Origin of the sequence: Enterococcus sp. C63, from assembly GCF_040887215.1 — a bacterium.
GTDB lineage: Bacteria > Bacillota > Bacilli > Lactobacillales > Enterococcaceae > Enterococcus_B > Enterococcus_B hirae.
The window spans coordinates 98,990-121,257 of record NZ_JBFOFI010000005.1; the positions used below are offsets into that span (position 1 = coordinate 98,990).

At 35.8% G+C, this 22,268-nt stretch carries 19 protein-coding genes and 1 pseudogene; 16 read left to right on the forward strand and 4 right to left on the reverse strand.

Annotated features, from left to right (window positions below; genetic code table 11):
* Positions 1–182 precede the first annotated feature (182 nt).
* From AB3H90_RS08885 to AB3H90_RS08900, 4 genes are all read left to right on the forward strand, one after another.
* Complete coding sequence (locus tag AB3H90_RS08885) at positions 183–1,622, forward strand: sucrose-6-phosphate hydrolase (RefSeq protein WP_368016588.1); 1,440 nt, start codon at positions 183–185, stop codon at positions 1,620–1,622.
* A 1-nt stretch (position 1,623) separates the two neighbouring features.
* Entirely contained in the window at positions 1,624–2,586 is a 963-nt protein-coding gene (locus tag AB3H90_RS08890; RefSeq protein WP_368016589.1) for a LacI family DNA-binding transcriptional regulator, read from the forward strand.
* Between the two features lie 814 nt (positions 2,587–3,400).
* Positions 3,401–4,711, forward strand: coding sequence for a ribosome biogenesis GTPase Der (gene der, locus AB3H90_RS08895; protein WP_010719563.1), 1,311 nt, complete (start codon positions 3,401–3,403; stop codon positions 4,709–4,711).
* A gap of 244 nt (positions 4,712–4,955) precedes the next feature.
* Positions 4,956–5,231 carry an HU family DNA-binding protein gene (locus AB3H90_RS08900; protein WP_002290178.1) on the forward strand — a complete coding sequence of 92 codons (276 nt, stop codon included), beginning with the start codon at positions 4,956–4,958 and terminating at the stop codon, positions 5,229–5,231.
* A 532-nt stretch (positions 5,232–5,763) separates the two neighbouring features.
* Here the strand turns inward: AB3H90_RS08900 and AB3H90_RS08905 are convergent.
* Positions 5,764–7,506 carry a hypothetical protein gene (locus AB3H90_RS08905; protein WP_368016590.1) on the reverse strand — a complete coding sequence of 581 codons (1,743 nt, stop codon included), beginning with the start codon at positions 7,504–7,506 and terminating at the stop codon, positions 5,764–5,766.
* Between the two features lie 266 nt (positions 7,507–7,772).
* Between AB3H90_RS08905 and AB3H90_RS08910 the strand changes: the two genes are divergently transcribed.
* From AB3H90_RS08910 to AB3H90_RS08920, 3 genes are read left to right on the forward strand one after another with little or no spacing between them, the layout of a single operon-like run.
* Complete coding sequence (locus AB3H90_RS08910) at positions 7,773–8,819, forward strand: hypothetical protein (protein ID WP_368016591.1); 1,047 nt, start codon at positions 7,773–7,775, stop codon at positions 8,817–8,819.
* Positions 8,820–10,079 (forward strand): tetratricopeptide repeat protein, encoded by a 1,260-nt coding sequence (locus AB3H90_RS08915; protein WP_368016592.1) that lies wholly within the window; start codon positions 8,820–8,822, stop codon positions 10,077–10,079.
* 5 nt (positions 10,080–10,084) lie between these two features.
* Entirely contained in the window at positions 10,085–10,666 is a 582-nt protein-coding gene (locus AB3H90_RS08920; protein ID WP_010719559.1) for a ReoY family proteolytic degradation factor, read from the forward strand.
* Positions 10,667–10,842: 176 nt separating this feature from the next.
* On the opposite strand, the gene AB3H90_RS08925 is transcribed toward AB3H90_RS08920, so the two are convergent.
* The gene (locus tag AB3H90_RS08925) at positions 10,843–11,718 is read right to left on the reverse strand and encodes a YitT family protein (protein ID WP_010719557.1); all 876 of its coding nucleotides are present in this window, start codon (positions 11,716–11,718) and stop codon (positions 10,843–10,845) included.
* A 159-nt stretch (positions 11,719–11,877) separates the two neighbouring features.
* On the opposite strand from AB3H90_RS08925, the gene AB3H90_RS08930 reads away from it, so the two are divergent.
* The 6 genes and pseudogenes from AB3H90_RS08930 to AB3H90_RS08955 all read left to right on the forward strand — a co-directional run.
* Positions 11,878–12,231, forward strand: coding sequence for a nucleotide pyrophosphohydrolase (locus tag AB3H90_RS08930; RefSeq protein ID WP_010719556.1), 354 nt, complete (start codon positions 11,878–11,880; stop codon positions 12,229–12,231).
* Between the two features lie 26 nt (positions 12,232–12,257).
* On the forward strand, positions 12,258–13,466 hold the full coding sequence (locus AB3H90_RS08935) for a CCA tRNA nucleotidyltransferase (RefSeq protein WP_368016593.1): 1,209 nt from the start codon (positions 12,258–12,260) through the stop codon (positions 13,464–13,466).
* Between the two features lie 265 nt (positions 13,467–13,731).
* Positions 13,732–14,187, forward strand: a complete 456-nt coding sequence (locus AB3H90_RS08940) for a hypothetical protein (RefSeq protein ID WP_010751262.1) — start codon at positions 13,732–13,734, stop codon at positions 14,185–14,187.
* 231 nt (positions 14,188–14,418) lie between these two features.
* Positions 14,419–14,694 (forward strand): hypothetical protein, encoded by a 276-nt coding sequence (locus tag AB3H90_RS08945; RefSeq protein ID WP_010719553.1) that lies wholly within the window; start codon positions 14,419–14,421, stop codon positions 14,692–14,694.
* Positions 14,695–14,706: 12 nt separating this feature from the next.
* Complete coding sequence (locus tag AB3H90_RS08950; RefSeq protein ID WP_010719552.1) at positions 14,707–16,791, forward strand: sodium:proton antiporter; 2,085 nt, start codon at positions 14,707–14,709, stop codon at positions 16,789–16,791.
* An 84-nt stretch (positions 16,792–16,875) separates the two neighbouring features.
* Positions 16,876–17,135: pseudogene (locus tag AB3H90_RS08955) on the forward strand (DNA topoisomerase); the annotation flags it as partial.
* A gap of 97 nt (positions 17,136–17,232) precedes the next feature.
* On the opposite strand, the gene AB3H90_RS08960 reads toward AB3H90_RS08955, so the two are convergent.
* On the reverse strand, positions 17,233–17,547 hold the full coding sequence (locus tag AB3H90_RS08960) for a multidrug efflux SMR transporter (protein WP_126344293.1): 315 nt from the start codon (positions 17,545–17,547) through the stop codon (positions 17,233–17,235).
* Positions 17,548–17,550: 3 nt separating this feature from the next.
* Positions 17,551–17,880, reverse strand: a complete 330-nt coding sequence (locus AB3H90_RS08965; protein ID WP_053766436.1) for a multidrug efflux SMR transporter — start codon at positions 17,878–17,880, stop codon at positions 17,551–17,553.
* Between the two features lie 431 nt (positions 17,881–18,311).
* On the opposite strand from AB3H90_RS08965, the gene AB3H90_RS08970 reads away from it, so the two are divergent.
* The 3 genes from AB3H90_RS08970 to AB3H90_RS08980 all read left to right on the forward strand — a co-directional run bounded on the left by AB3H90_RS08970 (position 18,312) and on the right by AB3H90_RS08980 (position 22,250).
* Positions 18,312–19,079, forward strand: a complete 768-nt coding sequence (locus tag AB3H90_RS08970) for a cyclase family protein (protein WP_010737366.1) — start codon at positions 18,312–18,314, stop codon at positions 19,077–19,079.
* Between the two features lie 317 nt (positions 19,080–19,396).
* Complete coding sequence (locus AB3H90_RS08975) at positions 19,397–21,292, forward strand: ABC-F family ATP-binding cassette domain-containing protein (protein WP_368016594.1); 1,896 nt, start codon at positions 19,397–19,399, stop codon at positions 21,290–21,292.
* A 10-nt stretch (positions 21,293–21,302) separates the two neighbouring features.
* A complete protein-coding gene (locus AB3H90_RS08980) occupies positions 21,303–22,250 on the forward strand; it encodes a thymidylate synthase (protein ID WP_034700291.1) in 948 nt (315 codons plus the stop codon).
* The last annotated feature ends 18 nt before the right edge of the window (positions 22,251–22,268 follow it).

Here is a 22,268-nt window from a genome sequence, read left to right on the forward strand (position 1 = left end):
GAATCACTCCTTTTTTATTTTTACGTGAAAACGGTTCACTGAAATGCAAATTTATTTTAGCATATCTTAAAAATATGTCAAACGTTTGTCATATAATTTACTTTTTTAAATGAAATGATTGATTTTTCAACGGAAAACGTTTACCATACTAGTTGTAAAAAGATAAATTGAAGGAGTAAAATATGAACTTACCTCGAGAAATACGATATCGTGCTTATTCTGATTGGACTAAAGATGAGATGGATAAAATTAAGGATAATGTAAAACGATCACCTTGGCGTGCTAGCTATCATATCGAACCTAAAACAGGATTGTTAAACGATCCTAATGGTTTTTCTTTTTTTAACGGAAAATATACGCTTTTTTATCAAAATTGGTCATTTGGAGCTGCTCATGGGTTGAAAGAATGGGTACACACTGAATCAGATGACTTAGTTCATTTTCATGTAACAGGAGCAGAACTTCTTCCAGACACAAAACGAGATAGCCACGGCGCTTATTCCGGTTCTGCATATGAAATAGAGGGGAATCTATTCTTGCTCTATACAGGAAACGTTCGAAATGAAAATTGGGAACGTGATACACTTCAAATCGGAGCATGGATGGATAAAGACTACAACATTACGAAAGGTGAGAATGTTCTTATTCATCCACCTGCTGATGTAACTGATCATTTTCGTGATCCACAAATGTTTAATTATGAAGGACAATTGTATGCGATTGTTGGAGCACAAAATTTAGAAAAATCAGGCTTTATCAAACTTTACAAAGCGGATGACAATAACGTGGAAACATGGGAAGAAGTTGGCAACCTTGATTTTGGCGGCACTGGTTCAGAATACATGATTGAGTGTCCAAACCTGGTATTTGTAGACAAAAAACCTGTTCTTATTTATTGTCCTCAAGGGTTGGATAAATCTGAGCTTAATTATGGGAATATCTATCCGAATACTTTTAAGATCTGTCAATCGCTTGACATAGAAAAAGTGAAACTTGTGGGCGCTTCAGAAATTCAAAATCTTGATTATGGATTTGAAGCGTATGCGACTCAAGGATTCAATACTCCTGATGGTCGTACTCTGATTGTCAGTTGGATTGGACTACCTGATATCGAGTATCCAACTGATAAGTATGATTATCAGGGAGCAATGAGTCTTGTAAAAGAACTTTCAATAAAAGATGGTAAACTTTACCAATATCCAGTAGAAGCTATTACATCATTACGTGCTAGTTCTGAACAATTTACAGCAAAAGCAGAAACAAATAATACTTATGAGCTTGAACTAACGTTTCCTCCAAATCAGAAATCGGAGTTACTTCTTTTCTCTGATAGTAAAGGAAATGGACTTAGCTTGATTGTAGATACCAAAGAAGGAAAAATTATTTTAGATCGCAGTAAAGCAGGCATTCAATATGCCACTGACTTTGGTACGATTCGTGAATGCTCAATTGATACTAAAGAAACAATTGCTAACATTTTTGTAGATAATTCAATCATTGAGATTTTTATTAATAAAGGAGAAAAAGTATTTACTAGTCGCGTATTCCCTGAGAAACACCAAAATGGTATTCAACTTAAATCAGGTGAACCGACTGGAAAATACTTTGAATTAAAATATTAATATGGTAGCAAAATTATCTGATGTCGCTGAACTAGCTGGAGTTAGCCCAACTACCGTTTCACGTGTCATTAACAATAAGGGATATCTATCGGAAAAAACGAAACAAAAAGTTCATGAAGCTATGAAAACTCTTGGTTACAAACCTAATAATCTAGCACGTGGACTTCAAGGAAAGTCACCCCAACTTATTGGGCTTATTTTTCCTAATATCAGTAATATCTTTTACTCTGAACTGATTGAGTATTTGGAAATCGAATTATTCAAACATGGCTATAAAACAATTATTTGCAATAGTCAGAACGATCCTGCTAAAGAGCGGGAATACATTGAAATGCTTGAAGCGAATCAAGTTGATGGGATTATCTCATCTAGTCATAATCTTGGAATTGCTGATTATGAGCGTGTGGGAGCACCTATTGTCGCTTTTGATAGAAACTTAGCTCCCAATGTTTCCATTGTTTCTTCAGACAACTTTGAAGGTGGAAAACTGGCTGCTAAAACGTTACAAAAAAATGGTTGTCAAAATAGTATTATGATTACAGGAAATGACAATACGGATTCTCCAACAGGGTTACGTGCGCTTGGTTTTTCTTTTCAAAATCCAAATGGCAAAGTTTTCAAAATTCCTAATAATCTCTCTACGATTCGTCGAGAAATGGAAATCAAGTCGACGATCCTAAGACACAAACCAGATGGTATTTTTGTTTCTGATGATCTAACAGCCATTCTTACTATGAAAATCGCTCATCAGCTTAAACTTAATATCCCTGAAGATCTAAAAATTATTGGCTATGATGGAACATCTTTTGTTGAGAAATTTTTCCCACAATTGACCACAATCAGACAACCAATTGATGAAATCGCAAGTCTGATTGTTGATGTTCTTCTGAAAAAAATGAAGAATGAAAAGACAAGCAAGGATTACATTTTGCCAATCTCATTACTTCCTGGAGGGAGCATTTAACGTCAAATTCTTTTCTTGATGTTTATCACATTCGTTCAAAAAATTTGGAGCTGATCGCTTCTTTCACGACCTTATCCATATGGTTCAAGAAGTTGCTTTAACAAAAAATTGCTGAAGAATACCAAAAATAGGAGGAACTATTTTTGGATTCTTCGGCTTATTTCTCATAGCTAGATATGGCATAAACTTTCCGGTTGTAGATTAATGAAATATGCATGTCCAGTTTTACAGGCTATTGAAAAGAAAAAGGACGTTAATAATTTCTGGTAAACATGAAAATAATAATTTGAGTTTGAAAATCAACATTTTTGGGCATCAGGCTATATTGTAGGCACAGTGGGACTAATGAAGTGACCATAAGAAAACATAGGCTAGAATAAGGAATTAGGATATTGCGCTAGATAAACTGAGAGTTTGAGAATATGAAGATCGTTGAAAGAATGAGAGTGAAGAAAAGAGCTTTCACATATCATGAAACAATAAAAAGAGTAGAAAATGAAAACGAGAGAAACAAATTATGCTATAATCAAATGTCACTGATCGATTTTAAGTTCAGTAGTGTGTGAATATTTAGGCTAACGCTCATCTAGCGGTTCTGAATATGGTTTTTAGGGTTATTTGAACAATGTAGTTCTTTAACCAAAGAAACAAGAATAAAAGATGGTTTACTAGGGTTCAATATTCACTTTGATGTTTTATGAAAAAAAGTTGTCCAATGAATAAATACTTGCGTAATTTTAGCGAACAATGCTTGAAAGTTCGCAAAGCTTTCGTTACACTAAGTAAGATTGGAAACTTGTGAGGAGGAAAAAATATGGCAAATCCAACAATTGCAATCGTTGGCCGCCCGAACGTCGGTAAGTCTACGATTTTTAACCGCATCGCTGGCGAGCGTATCTCGATTGTCGAAGATACTCCAGGAGTAACTCGCGATCGTATTTATGCTAAAGGCGAATGGTTAGGTCGAGAATTCAGTGTGATCGATACAGGTGGGATTGATTTAGGTGACGAACCATTCATGGATCAAATCAAGCATCAAGCAGAAATCGCGATTGAAGAAGCAGATGTCATCATCTGTGTTGTCAGCGGACGTGAAGGAGTCACCGATGCAGATGAAGTAGTAGCAAAAATTTTATACCGCAGTAATAAACCTGTGATTTTAGCAGTTAACAAAGTGGATAATCCCGAAATGCGAAACGATATTTACGAATTTTATTCATTAGGATTGGGTGATCCATATCCAGTGTCAGGGAGTCACGGTTTAGGGATCGGCGACGTATTAGATGAAGCAATTAAACACTTTTCAAATGATGGGGAAGAAGAAGAGGATGATACGATCAAATTTAGTTTGATCGGCCGCCCAAATGTTGGGAAATCTTCATTGATTAATGCGATTCTAGGAGAAGAACGAGTGATCGTTTCGGATATAGAAGGAACGACTAGAGATGCTATCGATACTCACTTTGTATCTGATAACGGTCAGAAATTTTTAATGATCGATACTGCAGGAATGCGTAAGCGTGGAAAAGTATATGAAAATACCGAAAAATACAGTGTGATGCGTGCGATGCGTGCCATTGACCGTTCCGACATCGTTTTGATGGTTTTGAATGCTGAAGAAGGAATCCGTGAGCAAGACAAACGGGTAGCTGGATACGCACATGAAGCAGGACGTGGTGTGATCATCGTGGTAAACAAATGGGATCTTGTCAAAAAAGAAACCAATACGATGCGTGATTTTGAGCAAGAAATTCGTGAAGAATTTCGTTATTTAGATTATGCGCCAATCGTCTTCGTATCAGCAGTCACAAAACAACGTTTAGAACGTTTACCTGAAATGATCGAAGAAGTAAGTATGAATCAAAACTTGCGTGTGCCGTCTGCTGTCTTGAATGATATCATCATGGATGCAGTAGCGATCAACCCGACTCCAACAGATAAAGGGAAGCGTTTAAAGATTTTCTATGCTACGCAAGTGGCTGTAAAACCACCAACCTTCGTCGTTTTTGTTAATGAAGAAGAGTTGATGCATTTTTCTTATGAACGTTTCTTAGAAAATCAAATTCGTAAAGCATTTACTTTCGAAGGAACTTCGATCCGAATCATTCCAAGAAGACGAAAATAGGCATTTTACCACATCGGCAGATTTTTTTCAAAAAAAATAGGTGGTTTTGTTTATTACGTTTTTATGACTAAAAAAAGCATGTGAAAAATGGTAAAAACCTTGCTATTAAGCGGTTTATATGATATCGTGATAACAGAATATTGAACTAGATCAATATTTCTTTTAAACTTCTGGACCACTCAGAATGTTTTTAACTAAACTGATGTTTTACATCATATCTCTTGTGGAGGAGGTGAATCTATCCATGGCAAACAAAGCAGAATTAATCGAAAAAGTTGCTTCAGCTACTGACTTAACTAAAAAAGATGCAACTGCAGCAGTCGATGCTGTATTTTCAACTATTCAAGATGCTTTAGCTAACGGCGAAAAAGTTCAATTAATCGGTTTTGGTAACTTTGAAGTTCGCGAACGTGCTGCACGTAAAGGACGTAATCCACAAACTGGTGAAGAAATCGAAATCCCAGCTAGCAAAGTACCTGCATTCAAACCAGGTAAAGCATTAAAAGACGCTGTTAAATAATACGGCTCATAAAAAAGCGCTTGTGGCTTTAAGCTGCAAGTGCTTTTTTATATTTCCTATTGTTTTGAGTTTTAGAGTGAAGAAATTAGGAGACGAAGGGTACTTTGCGTCTCCGTTATTTATGAATCTGAGATATAAATCTTATTTTTTAGTTTAAAATGAGTAATGGTCTACAAGAAGCAACTTCTCAGCAATAAGCGATGCTTTTCTAAAATAGGAGAAGCTATTTCAAAAAATCTTTTCTCATTGTCATCGAAGCTCCCGATGCTTGCAAAACCTCTGATTTACGCTCTTTTCACAACCTTGCTTTAAACGATAATAAAAAAATCTGAGGCAGAATACGGTTCATTCTGTCCCAGATTTTTAATACAAAACTTCTCAGTCATTATTGACAAAGAGCTATTTTTTCAAGCTATCCTAATGAATAAGATAGTCGTTATTTTTACAACCTCTTATTTATTCAAAGTTGATTGCTTCGTTCATTGTCTCATTTGTCTATCTGGCTGTTTAGAAAAAATCTTTTGCTCATCGGTTATTTCGTGCGTTTGTTTTTACTGAAAAATTTGCTGCGTTTGCTCATATAGTAAGCAATGATGATAACCACTGTTAGTATTCGGATATAAATAGCTGATCTGAATAGTTTACCTGGTTTATATCCTACAATAATTTCATTTGTACCAATCTTTGGAGAAATTCTTAGAGCGCCTATTGAAGTCAGTGAATATTGTGCTTCACTTCTAGATTTTCCATTGATTATGAGGGAACTATTGTGGTAAATGATTACTGGTAAAGTTATTTTATTTGTATCTTTAGCAGTGAAAGTTAGATGTATATTCCCTTGTTTGTCAATTGATCTTTTAAGAGGGATAGAATTGTGTAAAACGTCCTCTTTATAAGCTTTGTAAGGATCTTCCAATTGTCCCCCACTAGCAGGTAAATAGTCAGCCATCGGTTTTCTGTTTATTTGTAAAGCAGCAGATAGATCAGCATTGCCTCCAAATAGGTGACGAATATTACTTGCATTACTTTCTAAGGTTTCAGCAGCACTGGTGTCTTTAGAAAGTGGGGCATCACTATTCCAGATAGCTGCTGTATCCGAAATTAAAGCATAGCCACCTGTTAAATTTAACAATGAAAAAGTCAGTAATAGTGGCACACTGATTTTTAAAACCGATTGTTTCTCTAAAGTTACAAAGGCTTTTTGAATGGTAAAACCGAACCCTAGTATTAATAAGATACATGCGAGGCAACCCAGTCTTTGTGGAAATTGCATTTTGCGAACAAATGTAAAATAATTGCCGATATCATTCCAAGGAATGTATTTAGAAGAGACAAGTAAAAAGAATGCTCCGACTAAGTTGATTGTTTTTTCCAACACACTGAGTTTATTAAAGTGGACGATAGTAAACACAAGTTGAAAAACAAATATCATAGAAAGGATTAGTCCAAAGTTTGTCCAGCCAATTGAACCAAACGAAAGTGAAGTACTATTCGATAATAGATCAGTTACTGCGTATGGTGGAATCAAGGTATCATTGGACAAATCCAGAAAAGCAGTAAACGTATTGAAAGAAAGACCGATAGCGATCACCACTGCTAGTAGAGCCTGTTTGATTATTACTAGTTTTTTGTTCGAGTGAAGAAAACCTACAAGGAAAAAGGGAATCAAAGTGGCTACGGCTAGTAAGGTTGAAAACATATGGACAGATAGCAATAATGAAATGGTTCCTCCTAGCACCACAGGTTGGATTGGGTTTTCCCGATTTCTTATCATTCTAACAGCTGGAATAAAAATAAGAGGTAAAAAGGCAGCACCCCAACCAGAAAAATTTTGGGCAAGAGTATAGTAAAAAATAGTAGGTGTACCCATGTATAAAATAGCCATCCCAGTAGCAATTTTTTGCTCTAAATGGCAGTACCGTCCAAGGAAATACATCGATGTACCGGCAGTGAAGTAACACAGAAAAGTAGATACAAGTTGGAATCTGAACCAAGTTTTAAAAATTAAAAGTAACAGTCCATGTAAATAGGCAAAGTCGGTTCCATAAAGGGCATTGATGACTCTTCCCGATTGGCTAAAACCGTAGATGGATTGGAAATAATTAAACGTGCCATTTTTTAATTGCATAGCCGTGTCATAGAAACGGTTCATATGAAATACCCAGTCATTTGAAACAATGAGTGCATGTTTATAAATTTGAGGTGAAACCATAAAAAAAGCACATAGGGAGATAATTAAAATTGCTGTAACTGATTTTTTATTTATTTTTGACAAAACTTATCCCTCATTTTTGATGAAATTTAGTTGAATAAAATTGCTTAATCCATTTCTCCGTTTTATAAAATGAAAAGCAAAGTCCTATATAATCTTTTACTTCGTATTACAGTATACCATGCCCGATTTATTACACAAGAATTCTTTAAATAGGTGCTCTTAAATGTAGGTGAATTACGAAGTTTTTCTATATTCTCTCAAGAATTTACCCTATTCTTTTCCGATTTTACTTACTAATGGTAAAATAAAGAAAAGGAGGGGTGCTTATGGAAATCGACTATCAAGGACAAGAAGAACAAACAAAAATCTATTATGGGGAAACGTTGGTCAGCCAGCTGAAAACAATAACGATTGATCAGCCTGTTATATTTTTGACGAACCAACGGTATTACGATTTGTTTGTTGAGAAAATCAACCAACAGTTTCCTAACCCGAGTGAGATTGATTGGTATATTTGTGCCAATACTCAATGTAATCACTTAACAGAACTAAGTAATCTTGTGACATTTGCAAAACGATATCCTGAAAACCAATCCTTACTTATCATTGGGTTTGGGAATGAGGGGATCATGGATTTAGCAGGTTTTTTCCAGAAGCATACCTCACTTGCATCAACATTATGGCTAATTCCGGTATCGATTCGTTCAATGGCCCGAGCATTAACTCCTCAACGAAATATTTTACAATTGCCAAATCAAGTCGTCTTGCGAACGACCAACCTTCCAGAACGAATCGTTTACGATCAAACAATCAGTGAAAAACAAGGAGAAGGGAAACAAATAGATTTTTTGACTTTGATAACATGTGGTTTAGTTTGTGATTATCATTTTTTACAAAATCTCTATAAAAACTATCCGCAACCAAGGCAGTTATCTCAGCGGGCTTTTACGGGGATGCTGGAAGAAATGATTAGTTTTTACCAAGTAGATGCGGAAAATCTCTCAAATTATGGTAAACTATTTGAACAAGCTTTTTACCTAACAGAAAATGGTCATTTGTTATCAGCTAGTATGAAAAAACTATTAGGAATGCTTTTTCATCTTACTTGGAATGTAGGACTAGCGGATATGTCCTTTCAATTGAAAAATTTTTTTATCTGGTTGAAACATCTGGGTTATCCTATCGATTGGCCAGAACAATTATCAAAAATTGATTATTTAGAAAATGTCTTACTTCTAGCGGAAAAAAGCAAAAAAATTCTTGTTTTGAAAAAAATTGGTATAATAGAGAAATATCAATCGCCAAAGGAACAAGAATTAATACAAACAATGAAATCTTATGACGAGATTATTAGTGAGATTAGAGGGATTTAAATGAATACAAATAGTGAAAAAATGTTACAAGCATTGTCAGAGGAAGATTTGGCGCAAGCTCAGTTATATCTGACACAAGCTTTGAAAGAAGATCCGGCCGATGTTTTGGCTGAATTAGGGGAAGAACTCTTAGCGATTGGTTTTTTAGAAGAAGCAAAGCAAATTTTTGAACAGTTAGTGAAACAGTACCCCGAAAATGATGAGTTGTTCATTCCATTGGCGGAAATTGCGATTGAAGATAATGAAATCGATCAAGCATTTGAATATCTGGAAAACATTTCAAAAGAAAGTGACTACTATCCTCAAGCTTTATTAGCAATTGCTGATTTATATCAAGTAATCGGTATTCCTGAAGTCAGTGAAGCGAAATTAAAGGAAGCAGCTGCGTTGTTGCCTGATGAACCATTGATCCAATTTGCTTTAGCCGAACTTTACTTTTCAGTCGATCGTTTTGCTGAAGCTGCAACGATCTATCAACTATTATTATCAAGTAATATTGATGAGATTTCTGGTATCTCTATGCAGGAACGTTTAGGACAATCTCTAAGCATGCAAGGAGAGTTCGAAGCAGCAATCGAACCATTGGAACAAGCATTGCAGGAAGAACGGACAGATGATCGCTTATTCCAGTTAGCTTTCACCAATCTGCAGCTAAAAGAAAATGAAAAAGCGATCAATTATTTACAAGAATTGAGAGAAGTAAATCCCCAATATCAATCTCTTTATCTTTATTTAGGTCAAGCATTGCAAGAAGAAGAATTGATTGAAGAAGCGCAGAAAGTTCTTGAAGATGGGATCAAAGAAAATCCTTATCAAGTAGAACTCTATCACTTAGCTTCTGAAAATGCGTATCGCCTACATGACAAAGAAAAAGCAGAAAAACTATTATTAAATGCGTTGGAATTAGGTGAAAAACAAGACGAAACGTTATTAACATTAAGTAATTTGTATTTAGATGAAGAACGTTACGAAGATGTAATCAAGAGTATCGAGCAAATGGAAGAAACTGCAAATCCATATGCGGAATGGAATTTAGCCCATGCCTATAATGAATTAGAGGACTTCACGCTAGCAGCTGTTCATTATGAACAAGCGTATCACGAATTGGAGTATGAACCTGATTTTCTAAAAGAATACGCCTTATTCTTACGAGAAGAAGGACAATTGACAAAAACAAAAGATCTACTTACTCATTATTTAGAATTGGAACCTGGAGATTTGGAGGCATTGTCAGTATTAGACGACCTAGCAGAGAGGTGAGTAAAATGCTAATAGATGTAAAGGAAAAAAAGAATTTCTTAACTTGGATGGTCAATCATGTTTCATTTAGTCGCAGAGAGGTTTTTTGGATTTTGAATTACTTGGCTAATCATGAAGCAATCTTAAGTAATGTTCATTTTGTTGAAGGAGCGAATCAAGCAAATCGGGGATTACAAATCAGTGACCTTTCTTTCGATGGAGAACCAATGAAATTATTTCTCGAGGGGAAAGAGTTTACCGATACTGATCAAATTTTTCATGAAATTCGATTAAATTGGAAAAGACCGCTATATGTAGAATGCCTTTTTGAAAATGCTTGGCAGACAAAAGAGTATTTAATGGTTTTAGAAGAGAACCCCTTTGCATCTTGGAACGACTCTATTAGTGAAGAAGATCTTGAACTAGTCGAGCAATATCTCAAAGAGAAAGAACAAGCAGCCCATCTCAAAATGCTTTACTTACAGATTGATCAAGCGCTTGAAAAAGGGGATAAAGATGCTTTCCTAGAATTGTCCGATGAAGTTAATCGTGAAATATTAAGCAAGAACCAAGTAAAAGGCGAACATGCAGGAAAGAATCCTAACTAAGGATACTTTTATCTAACCGTTTATTCGTTTTTAAAGATACTAAAAGAGACTGAGGCAAGTTGATATGCTCCCCCTATATAGGACACTGAAATATAAAAGTCTTGTATAGGGGGATTTTGTATGCCAAAAAGAAAGATGAAACTCACTCCAGAAAAACGAGTAGAACTAGGAGAGAGCTATATTCGCTTAAATAACTTAGACTGTGGTTTAAGATAAGTGAATCCTTCTCCTTCGACCTCATGGACATTGATGATCGATAGAAAGGCTTTTTCATCGATTTCATGGACGATTCGTTTCACTTCATTCAATTCACTCGAACTAACCACCATATAGATAATTTTTTTAGAATGACCAGAAAATCCACCTTCACCACTTAAAAAAGTGACGCCGCGTTCTAATCCAGTCATCAACAGTGGGGCAATTTCTTCATTTTTGTTTGAGACGACTAAAATCCCTTTAGCTGAGTAACCGCCATCTAAGATTGAATCAATGACACGGCTGAAAACATAAGAAACAATTAACGTATACATCATGCGTTTCAAGTCAATGTAAGTCAATGAAGCCAACAAAACGATAACATCTAATACCAGTAAAGATCGACCCATTGAGATCCCATAATTCTTTTCTAATATACGAGCAATGATATCACTTCCACCGGTAGTTCCACCCATCCGATAGACCAGACCACTTCCAGTTCCGGCAATTAAGCCAGCCAATAATGAGACGATCAGTAAGTCATGTTGAAGATTGATTTGTAAAGGAACACGTTGCCAAATCCATAAAAATGCAGACAACGAAACTGTTCCTAAGACGGTATAAGCGAGTGAACGTTTTCCTAAAATTTTTCCCCCAATCAAAATCAAAGGTATATTGATCAAAAGTGTAGAGTAGGCAGGATCAATCCCAAAAAGTGCGCGTAAGATCAAAGTGATCCCTGAAACGCCACCTTCTGCTAAATGATTCGCAATATTTAAATAAACGAGTCCAAACGCATAAATACTTGTACCAACCATAATCATTACGACTTCTTTAACTGTTTTCATTGAGATCATCAAACCACTCCTTCGATAAACCGACTAATATTTTCGCAATATTACATTTTTTTTACATCACATTACTCAATGTAGCACGTAATCTTTATTTTCTCAATCGCTCTTGCCTAGGATTTGGACGTAGTTTTTGGTAAGATAAATAGGAAAGGTGGAGAAGAAATGACAAAAGAACGTTCTTTAAGAAGTATGCAACAGGAAGTAGATGACTATATCCAACAGTTTAAAGTAGGCTATTTTTCTCCATTAGCTCAAATGGCACGCTTAACAGAAGAAGTCGGGGAGCTGGCTCGAGAAGTCAATCATACATACGGTGAAAAAGCGAAGAAAGAAACGGAGCCCAACAATTCTGTAGCAGAAGAATTAGGTGATGTTTTATTTGTCACTATGATCATGGCAAATTCCCTGGAAATCGATTTAACGGATGTATTTGAAAAAAATATGGAAAAATTTAATCGCAGAGATCACAATCGCTTTGAAAGAAAAGAAGCAAATAAGGATGATAAAAAAGCGTAAGCCATCAAGTTGGAAGAGGGAAAACAATGAAACTAAAACAATTACCAAGAGAATACCAAAAAGCGATTCCTGTCTTGAATAAATTGGAGCAAGCGGGTTTTGAAGCTTATTTTGTCGGGGGAAGCGTCAGAGATATCTTGTTGGATCAACCCATCCATGATGTAGATATCGCAACAAGTGCATTTCCAGAAGAAATCAAACAACTTTTTCCGAAAACCATTGATATCGGCATTGAACATGGCACCGTTTTGGTCTTGGCTGAAGAGGAACAATATGAAATCACGACCTTTCGGACAGAATCGACCTATCAAGATTATCGTCGTCCAGATCATGTCGAATTTGTCCGTTCACTTGAAGAGGATCTAAAAAGACGTGATTTTACGATTAATGCATTTGCATTAAAAGAAGATGGTCAAATCATTGATTTATTTGACGGGTTAGCTGATTTAGAAAACCAGATCCTTCGAGCAGTAGGCGATCCACAGGAACGGTTTCATGAAGATGCTTTGCGTATGATGCGTGGGATTCGATTTGTTAGTCAAATTGGGTTTACACTCGAGCAAGAAACGGCTGCGGCCATTCAGGCCAACCATTCATTATTAGGAAAAATTTCTGTCGAACGGATTAATGTGGAATTCATCAAAATGTTATTAGGGAAAGAGCGTTCCACAGGATTGAGAACATTCGTTGAGACGCAATGTTATATTTATTGTCCAGGTTTAAGAGACTATGGTGAAGCCTTGTTACGTTTTGCCGATTTACCAGATGAACCATTGCAAACTGAAAGTCAGGCGTGGGCATTGTTGATCGATCAGTTAGGACTTCAAGAAAGTGAGATCCGTCCTTTCTTAAAGGAATGGAAATGTTCCAACCAAATGATTCGAGAAGTTCAAATGATCGTTCATGGATTGATTCAACGTAAAAGACAGATGTTGGAACCAATGGTACTCTATTGTTTGGGAAAAGAGAACGCTTTGAAGACAGAAGAACTCATGATTTATTTTGGTGAAACACCTCAACTAGAACAAGTAGCAAAACGCTATGATCAATTACCGATTACATCCATGCGAGAGTTAGCAATTGATGGGAAGAAACTTCTTAGTGTGAGTGACAAGAAACCAGGGAAATGGGTCAGTGATGCACTTCAAGCTGCAGAAAGAGCAGTGGTAGAGGGAAATTTAGCAAATGAAGCAAGTGCCCTTTTTGATTATCTCCAGCAAAATAACTATTTATAGATTTCGATGAATGTCGAAGTCGCGCTTTAATAGAGATTCTGAAAGAAGCAATCAGCTCTGAGTAATAAGTGAGGAATTTAAAAACTTCTCCTATTTAGAAAATCCTCGCTTATTGCTGGGGAGTTGCTTCCGGATTTTTTTTGTCAATAGTGGAACGCTTCTAAAGTTTCACATCTTTGAAAAAACTTTAGATGTGACCTTCACGTGGGATGTGTGCTAAACTAAAAGGGAACCAGAATAAATGACGTCAAAAGGGGATTTTTTTATGAGTAAAGAAATGACAGCGCTAAAATTTTATTTCCGAAACGGCGAAACGTGGACGATCAATCGTCGCCATATTGGTGATTTGTGGATCAAACAAATAACAACGAGTTTTGGACGAATCAATGGTAGTGAATTTATGGAAATCCATCCTTGTGCTGGATTTAAGATCGAAATTTTTCACGAAGGTGATTCCGTAGCAACTCACGACATCAACTTAGGTGGATTAGAGATGGGCATGTTCAATCGCGCATTAAAATATGAAGATATTGAACGGATGGAGATTCTTTATCGCAATGGTACACCTGACCTAGTTTATTTCCCTTATCTTGATAAAGGAACAGAAGGATTGGATAATCAATACCAATCAACTAAAATCAGTGAAAAAACAGGTAATTTATACATCGTGATCAATCCGGATCAACGTGTTGAAGATATCTATGGCGAGTTTTTTGAATAAAACCAAAGTTTAATGGATAGCTGAAAAAGGAGCGGAAATGGTTTCCCAGCTCCTTTTTTGGTGTGTTTTCCGCACTTGATATTTTCTTCCATTTGGAATAGAATGAGTTTCTGAAATTCAAGCAAACTTATTCTTTGAATCCAGCTGAACTTGTCTAATAAAGGGGAATCCTTTTCCTTTTAACGTTCAGTGTTTCATGAAGATCAAGTTTGCATTTAGGAGATCTTAAAAATGAGGAAGAGCTTTGAAGAACAAAAGAAACTGTTGCATGATCGTTATGGTGCGTTTTCAATGGAAGATCGTCGGCAAATTCTTTGTAAGCTGCGGAAGAAAAATATCATCATGTACCGTCAGCTTGAGCGATTGAAACATGATTTGCTACGTTTAGAATCAAAGCGAGTACAGTGTGAATTAGAAGGAAACAATGTACAAGCAGAAGTGGTAGAAAACAAAATATTGAAGAAAAAAGAACAATTTCTAAAGGTACTCGCTCAAAATAAAAAATAAAGGGGACGGACCATGGAATTTGCTGAGTTAGTGATCGTATTTGCTGTAACGATCACCTTATCTAATATAGCTAGCCGCATTTTACCTATGATCCCAGCTCCACTGATCCAAATATTTCTTGGTATCATCTTAGGCTTAACAGAATGGGGCCAATCGATCAACTTTGAACCAGAACTCTTTCTAGTGATGATCATTGCGCCGTTGCTTTTTCGTGAAGGAGAAAAAGCCGATGTATCCTCGATCCTAAAAAACTTTGATACGATTTTATTTCTGGCTTTTGGAGGGGTAATCCTTACATTAGTCGGGGTTGGTTTCACGCTGTCGTTTTTATTACCCAGCGTGCCATTAGCTGCTTGTTTTGCTTTTGGAGCGGCTCTTGGACCAACCGATGCTGTCGCTGTCAGCTCGCTCTCTGGACGGGTGAATATCCCAAATAAAGCGATGCATATTTTAGAAGGCGAAGGATTATTGAATGATGCTTCAGGTGTTACCGCCTTTCAATTTGCATTAGCTGCATTGATCACGGGCTCTTTTTCTGCAGTCAACGCAGGATTTACACTTGTGTTTTCTAGTATAGGAGGAGCCGTCGTTGGCTTTTTACTTGTCTGGGTCAAACGAAAAGTGATTAATCTGATTGAGAAGGCTTCTGCCAGAGATGTGACAGGTTACTTGTTAATTGAATTGCTATTACCGTTTTTAGCGTATGTTTTAGCAGAAGTATTTGATGTTTCAGGGATTATTGCCGCAGTAGTAGCTGGGGTATTGCAAGCTTCAGGATTTAGAAAAATCTCGGTGTTTGATGCGGAGTTATCAAGTTTGTCCGATAGTACATGGACAACAATCACATTTACGCTGAATGCGTTAGTTTTTATTTTTTTAGGAATCGAATTAACCCAAGTATTTTCTCCAGTTTGGGGAGATGGGCTTTATTCAAATTGGTTGCTGTTAATCACGATTTTGTTGATTTCAATGATCTTATTTATGATTCGCTTTGTTTCAATCAGTCTTTTTTATTTATTTAAATATAAAGGAAAAGAATTCAAGGAACAATTGAATGAGATTTTGATTTTAACTTTTGGTGGTGTGAAAGGAACGGTTAGTTTAGCAACGATTTTCATCTTACCTTTTACGATTAACCAAATGATTTTTTATCAGCGCTCTTTATTATTATTTTTGACGGCAGGAGTTATTTTGGTAACGCTGATCGTAGGCATCGTGGTTTTACCCTTGTTGACAGAAACGGAAGAGGTAGTGAAAACAGATTTGAATGCTTTAATGATCCTAGAAGAAGTCATTGAAGTATTGAAATCTGAAATCAAAACGTTAGATAAAGATTCAAAAGAATATTTAGCAACTGAAGCAGTGATTGAAAACTATCAAGAGCGTATCCGTGATCTTTATTTAAAAGATCTTTCTGATGATGAAAAGCAAGAAGTACAAGAAATTCAAGCATTGATTTTATCCATCGAACGTGATGGATTAGATAAAAGTTATCGTTCTGGTAAGCTTTCCTCAAATGGCTATCGTTTTTATTCACGATTTCTTGCTAATTTTGAACACTCTATTACTAGTCAGGTACTGTCGTTTGTCGGCTTCTGGTTTATTTTTGTTCGACGGTTGATTCGGATCATCTTACATCCCAAAATGTTCTGGCAACGACAAAAATCAGATCGAAAGACACTGATTTCCGAAAAAGATATTCAAGAAATTCGGGAAACCTATCAAAAAAACACACAATTGATCATTGAGAGTTTAGAAAACCTAACCGATGTTTATGATGAAACAATGGTCAACTTTTTCATCCAACAACGAAAAATGGAAGGCATCAAAATGGCTTCAGGAAATTTGATCTCCTCTTGGATGATCCAACAAGACAGTCTTTATTCTAAAAAAATGTTACGTGGCTATTACTTAGAGCGCAAAATCGTTGATGAGTATGAAGAAGCTGAGAAGATCACGACTTTTTCTGCTAATAGTTATCGGAAAAATATTAATTTACTGGAATCCTATACTATGAATAAGCCAGTTGATGATTTTTCATTTAAATTCGCATTGCGGGCAAGAAAACGTTCGCTTCCGGCTAAAAAAGTTGAGTAAGTGCTCAGCGTGATCAAATCTGGGTCAGAATGAACCTCATTCTGTCTCAGATTTTTTGTTATTTCACGTTGATTCATTGATGGTATGAATGATAACCCATGGTATAGTTTACTCTTGCAGCAAAAAGGCATACCAGTAAGTTTGTCCTTAGGTAGAGTCCAAACCCCAACAACATCTATGATCTACCAATTGCAAGAAAAGATCAGGAACGTCAAGAAAAACCTTACTTTGAAGGAAAAGCCCAGATAATCGCTTAAAACGGAGAGTTTTGTGCCAAGCTTGATCCGAATGAAACTCAAACCACACAAACCACACAAGAAGCATTTGAAGCGTATTTAAAAGAAAATAGCTTTCAATTAGCAAACAGCTTTAGTGATAGTAGAAGAGACTGAGATAAGTTTTGTCCCAGTCTCACAAATGACAATAGATTCTTCAATTTAATTAGCTAACTAGTTTTAGGCCAATCACAGAAAATAAAATAATAATCATGGAAGTAAATTGTAGCCAGTTCATTTTTTCTTTAAATAAAAATACTCCAAGGATCATTGAACCAATGGAACCAAAAGCTACCCAAATACTATAGCTAACCCCAGCTTCTAATGTATTCATTGAATGCGATAAAAGTAGTAAACTAGAGGCTGCAGAAATAATAGTTATAATACTCCAATTTATTTTTTGAAATCCGTGTGAATTTTTAAGAGAAAATACCATTATGATCTCTGCTATTCCTGCTAGTATAAGATAAAGTATATCCACAGATTATTCCTCCTTTGTTGTGATTTTTAGACCCAAAATTCCTATAACTAATAATGCAGAAAACAATATTTTTTGCACAGATACACTTTCTTTCAGAAATAAAATACCAAAAATGATTGTTCCGACTGCACCTATTCCAGTAAACACTGTATATGCTGCTCCAGTAGGTAAGCTTTCCATACCTTTAGCAAATAAATAAAAGCTAATAACAACGAGCAAAATCGTCAAAATGGAATAGAAAAAATGATGGAAATTCTCTGATTTTTTTAAACAAAGTACCCAAAAAATTTCTAAAAAACCTCCGAAGATAACGTAAAACCAGTTCTTCTCCATTTCGTACCTCCTTAAGAAAAATTAGATATCAGAAGACAAAAAAGGGATTGGATAAGAGTAATCTTATCCAATCCCTTAGGATCCTCCGATATTCGAAAAAATTGTAATATATTTTTCTATTAATGTAAAGAAGATATTACTTCTAGTCTCGAAAAATCAAGTAAAGTATACTATGTTGGACTTCCACATTATAAAATCAATAGGATAAATGACAGTTATTTTTCAAGATTTTCTTCACCTTTCTAATCGTTGTAAACTGATAGAAGCATCGTTCTTAACGTTTATCCTTTATTTAATGACATAATTCATTGATTGTCCATCAGACTATCACTATAAAAAATAAATTCAAAAATCATCAAAAAAAAGTAAAATAGAAAAATTTTTTTAGTTAATATTAAAACTTAGATAATCATTCAAGGAGTTGTTAGACATTGAAATTAGTTGACTTAAGTATCACTATAGAAAATGATTTGCCCAGTGATCCAGAGGAAATGATACCTAAAATTTCATACATTGATCATGAACAAAGCGTCAACGATATGCTTCGTTTCTTTGGAACAGCAAAAAAAGAACACTTGCCTGCTGGTTTAGCATGGGCGATCGAAAAAATTCACTTGACTACGCATTCAGGTACTCATTTAGATGCTCCTTATCACTACCATCCAACAATGGATAAAGGTAAGCCAGCTTGGACAATTGAGCAAATTCCTCTTGATTGGTGTTACGGTAATGGTGTTGTATTTGATTTTTCAAACAAACCAGACGGATATCGATTAGAAATCGAGGATTTTAAAGAAGCTTTAGATGCGATGGACTATCGATTAAAAGAAAAGGACATTGTTTTAATTCGGACTGGAGCGGATCAATATTGGGGAACATCAAATTACTTAATCAGTGGGTGCGGTGTAGGAAGAGAAGCAACTTTATGGCTACTCGAACAAGGAATAAAAGTGGTAGGTACTGATGCTTGGTCATGGGACAGACCTTTACCATTCATTGCAAAAGAATTTGATAAGACCGGAGACCCTTCACTTATTTGGGAAGGGCATTTTGCAGGAATCGAGAAATCTTATTGTCAGCTTGAAAAATTAACCAGTCTTGATCAATTACCTTCCACGGGGTTTAAAATCAGTTGTTATCCGATAAAAATTAAAAATGCTAGTGCTGGTTGGGTTAGAGCAGTAGCTATAATCGAATAATTAACATCTTTCTAATTATTTTTTATAATAGGAACGTTATAGATAGTCAAAACATAAAATTTTTTTTATTTTATAGATACAAAAAAGCACACTCCTTTGATTTTTGTTTAGGCACTTTAATCATACAAGGTTGTGTGCTTTTTGTGTACCTTAAAAAAATGAGGCAATAATCAGATTTTTTCTAACTATTATCCCACTCTAATGAAAAAATCAACACTATCTTATTTTCTCCCTTTATTTTGTCTAAGATGACAATAGAAAAATATCCGTAATTAAATTATTTTATGATACAATAACCAAGATGAGGAGGGAATGGATTGAAAGAATTAAAAGTAACTGACCTCAATAAAACGTATGGTGAAAAAGAACTATTTAACCAGATTTCTTTTTTGATCCACGAAAAAGACCGAATCGGTTTGATTGGAACTAATGGAACTGGAAAAACAAGTTTATTAAATATTTTAGCAGGTATCGACAGTGGGGATGGAGATCGACCAACAGTTTTTTATCCGAATGATTATCGAATTGGATATTTGTCACAGACAACCGAATTTTCTGATGAATTGACTGTACTTCAAGCGGTTTTTCAAGGAAATAGTCCATTAATCCGTACCGTGAGAGAATATGAGGAAGCTTTGCTTGTATTAGCTGAGAATGGCGAGGACGAGAGCGTTCAGAGACGTTATGCCAAGGCAGAAGAACAAATGAACAAAGAAGATGCTTGGACCACAGATACAAATGCTAAGATTATCTTACAAAAATTAGGCATCAGTGAATTAGACAAAAAGATTGGCGCACTGTCAGGTGGACAAAAAAAACGTGTAAGTTTAGCACAAGTCCTAATCGATGAGCCTGATTTATTATTATTAGATGAACCCACGAACCACTTGGATTATGAAGCGATTGAATGGTTAGAAAATTACTTAAAACAGTATCGTGGATCGTTATTAATGGTCACCCATGATCGTTATTTCTTGGATCGAGTGACGAATCGCATTTTTGAACTATCATTTGGACAACTACACGAGTATCGAGGGAATTATGAAGCTTATATTTTAGAAAAAGCTGAAAGAGATCGTGTGGAAGTGGAACAAGAAGAAAAACGAAAGCGCCTGTACAAACAAGAATTAGCCTGGATGAGAGCTGGAGTTCAAGCACGCGGAACGAAGCAACAAGCGCGCATCAATCGTTTTGAGGATCTTAAAGAAAACTTGTATCAAGTCAATCATGAAGCAGACCTCGAATTGAATATCGCAACGAAACGTTTAGGAAAAAAAGTATTAGAGATCAAAGATGGAACATATGCTATTGAAGGGAAATTGCTGATCAACCATTTAGATTTGTTGATTCAATCACGAGAACGTTTAGGGATCACTGGGAAAAATGGTGCCGGTAAATCAACCTTACTGAATATTTTAGCGGGACGTATTCCTTTAGATAATGGTACGTTTACGGTTGGTGAGACTGTTCGTATCGCCTACTATACACAAGAAAATGAAGAGATGAATCCAGAAAAACGCATGATTGCTTATTTGCAAGAAGCAGCTGAAGAAGCTCAAACGGCAGAAGGTATGCAAATTGGTGTGGCTGAATTATTGGAAAGATTTTTATTTCCTCGATTTATGCATGGCACATTGATCAAAAAATTATCTGGTGGCGAAAAACGTCGACTATATCTATTGAAATTGCTGATCCAACAACCTAATGTTTTACTCTTGGATGAACCAACGAATGATTTAGATATCGCCACACTGACCATTTTAGAAGATTATTTCAAGAGTTTCCCAGGTGCCGTGATTACTGTATCACATGACCGTTATTTCTTAGACAAAGTAGCAGAAAAATTATTAGTTTTTCAAGGGAATGCTAAGCAAGAATTATATTATGGGGATATGTCGAGTTATTTATTGACACAAAAAGATGCAGCGCCTTTAGGTAAAGAAAAAATGAATGAACCAACGAAGCCGGTTGCTGACGATAAAAAGGTAACAAAAAAGAAACTTTCTTATTTAGAGCAAAAAGAATGGGAAACGATCGAAGATGAAATTGCTGAATTAGAAGAACAGATTTCAGAGCTGCAAGAAGAAATGAATCATCAAGGAGATAACTTTACTCGTTTACAAGAATTACAAGCAAACGTTTCACAAGCAGAAAGCAAATTAGATGAGAAAATGGCTCGTTGGGAATACTTAAGCGAATGGGTAGAAGACTAGGAGGAAAAAAATGGAGCAAGCATATCTTGATTTAGGCAGGAAACTACTAGAAGAAGGACATGAAAAAGGCGACCGAACAGGCACCGGTACACGCAGCATTTTTGGCTATCAAATGCGGTTCGACCTACAAAAAGGATTTCCATTATTAACAACGAAACGGGTTCCTTTTGGGTTGATTAAGAGTGAATTGTTATGGTTTTTAAAAGGGGATACGAATATCCGTTATCTTTTACAAAATAACAATCATATCTGGGATGAATGGGCGTTTGAACGATATATCAAAAGTGATGAATACCATGGGCCAGATATGACTGATTTTGGCCATCGAAGCATCTCTGATCCTGAGTTTAATAAACAATATCAAGAACAAAGTCAGCTATTTTGTGAAAGAATTTTAACTGATGACGCATTTGCTGAAAAATATGGCGATTTAGGTCACATCTATGGGTACCAGTGGCGCCATTGGGAAACGAAAGATGGTGGGTTTATCGATCAAATCAAGGAAGTGGTCGAAGCAATCAAAAAAACACCTGATTCAAGACGTTTGATCGTGTCTGCTTGGAATCCAGAAGATGTTCCTAGTATGGCGTTACCGCCTTGCCACACGATGTTTCAATTTTATGTTCATGATGGGCGTTTAAGTTGTCAATTGTATCAACGGAGTGGTGATGTATTTCTAGGTGTGCCTTTCAATATTGCCAGTTATGCTTTGTTAACCCATCTGATTGCGCATGAAACTGGATTAGAAGTTGGTGAATTTATCCATACTTTAGGTGATGCTCATCTCTATTCAAATCATGTGGAACAAATGAAAGAACAACTTTCAAGAGAAATGCGTGCGTTTCCTAAATTAGTTTTAAATACAGAAAAAAAATCTGTGTTTGACTTTGAAATGGATGATATCAAGGTTGAAGGCTATGAACCTCATCCAGCAATCAAAGCGCCAATCGCAGTATGAACACAGAAAGGATGATGA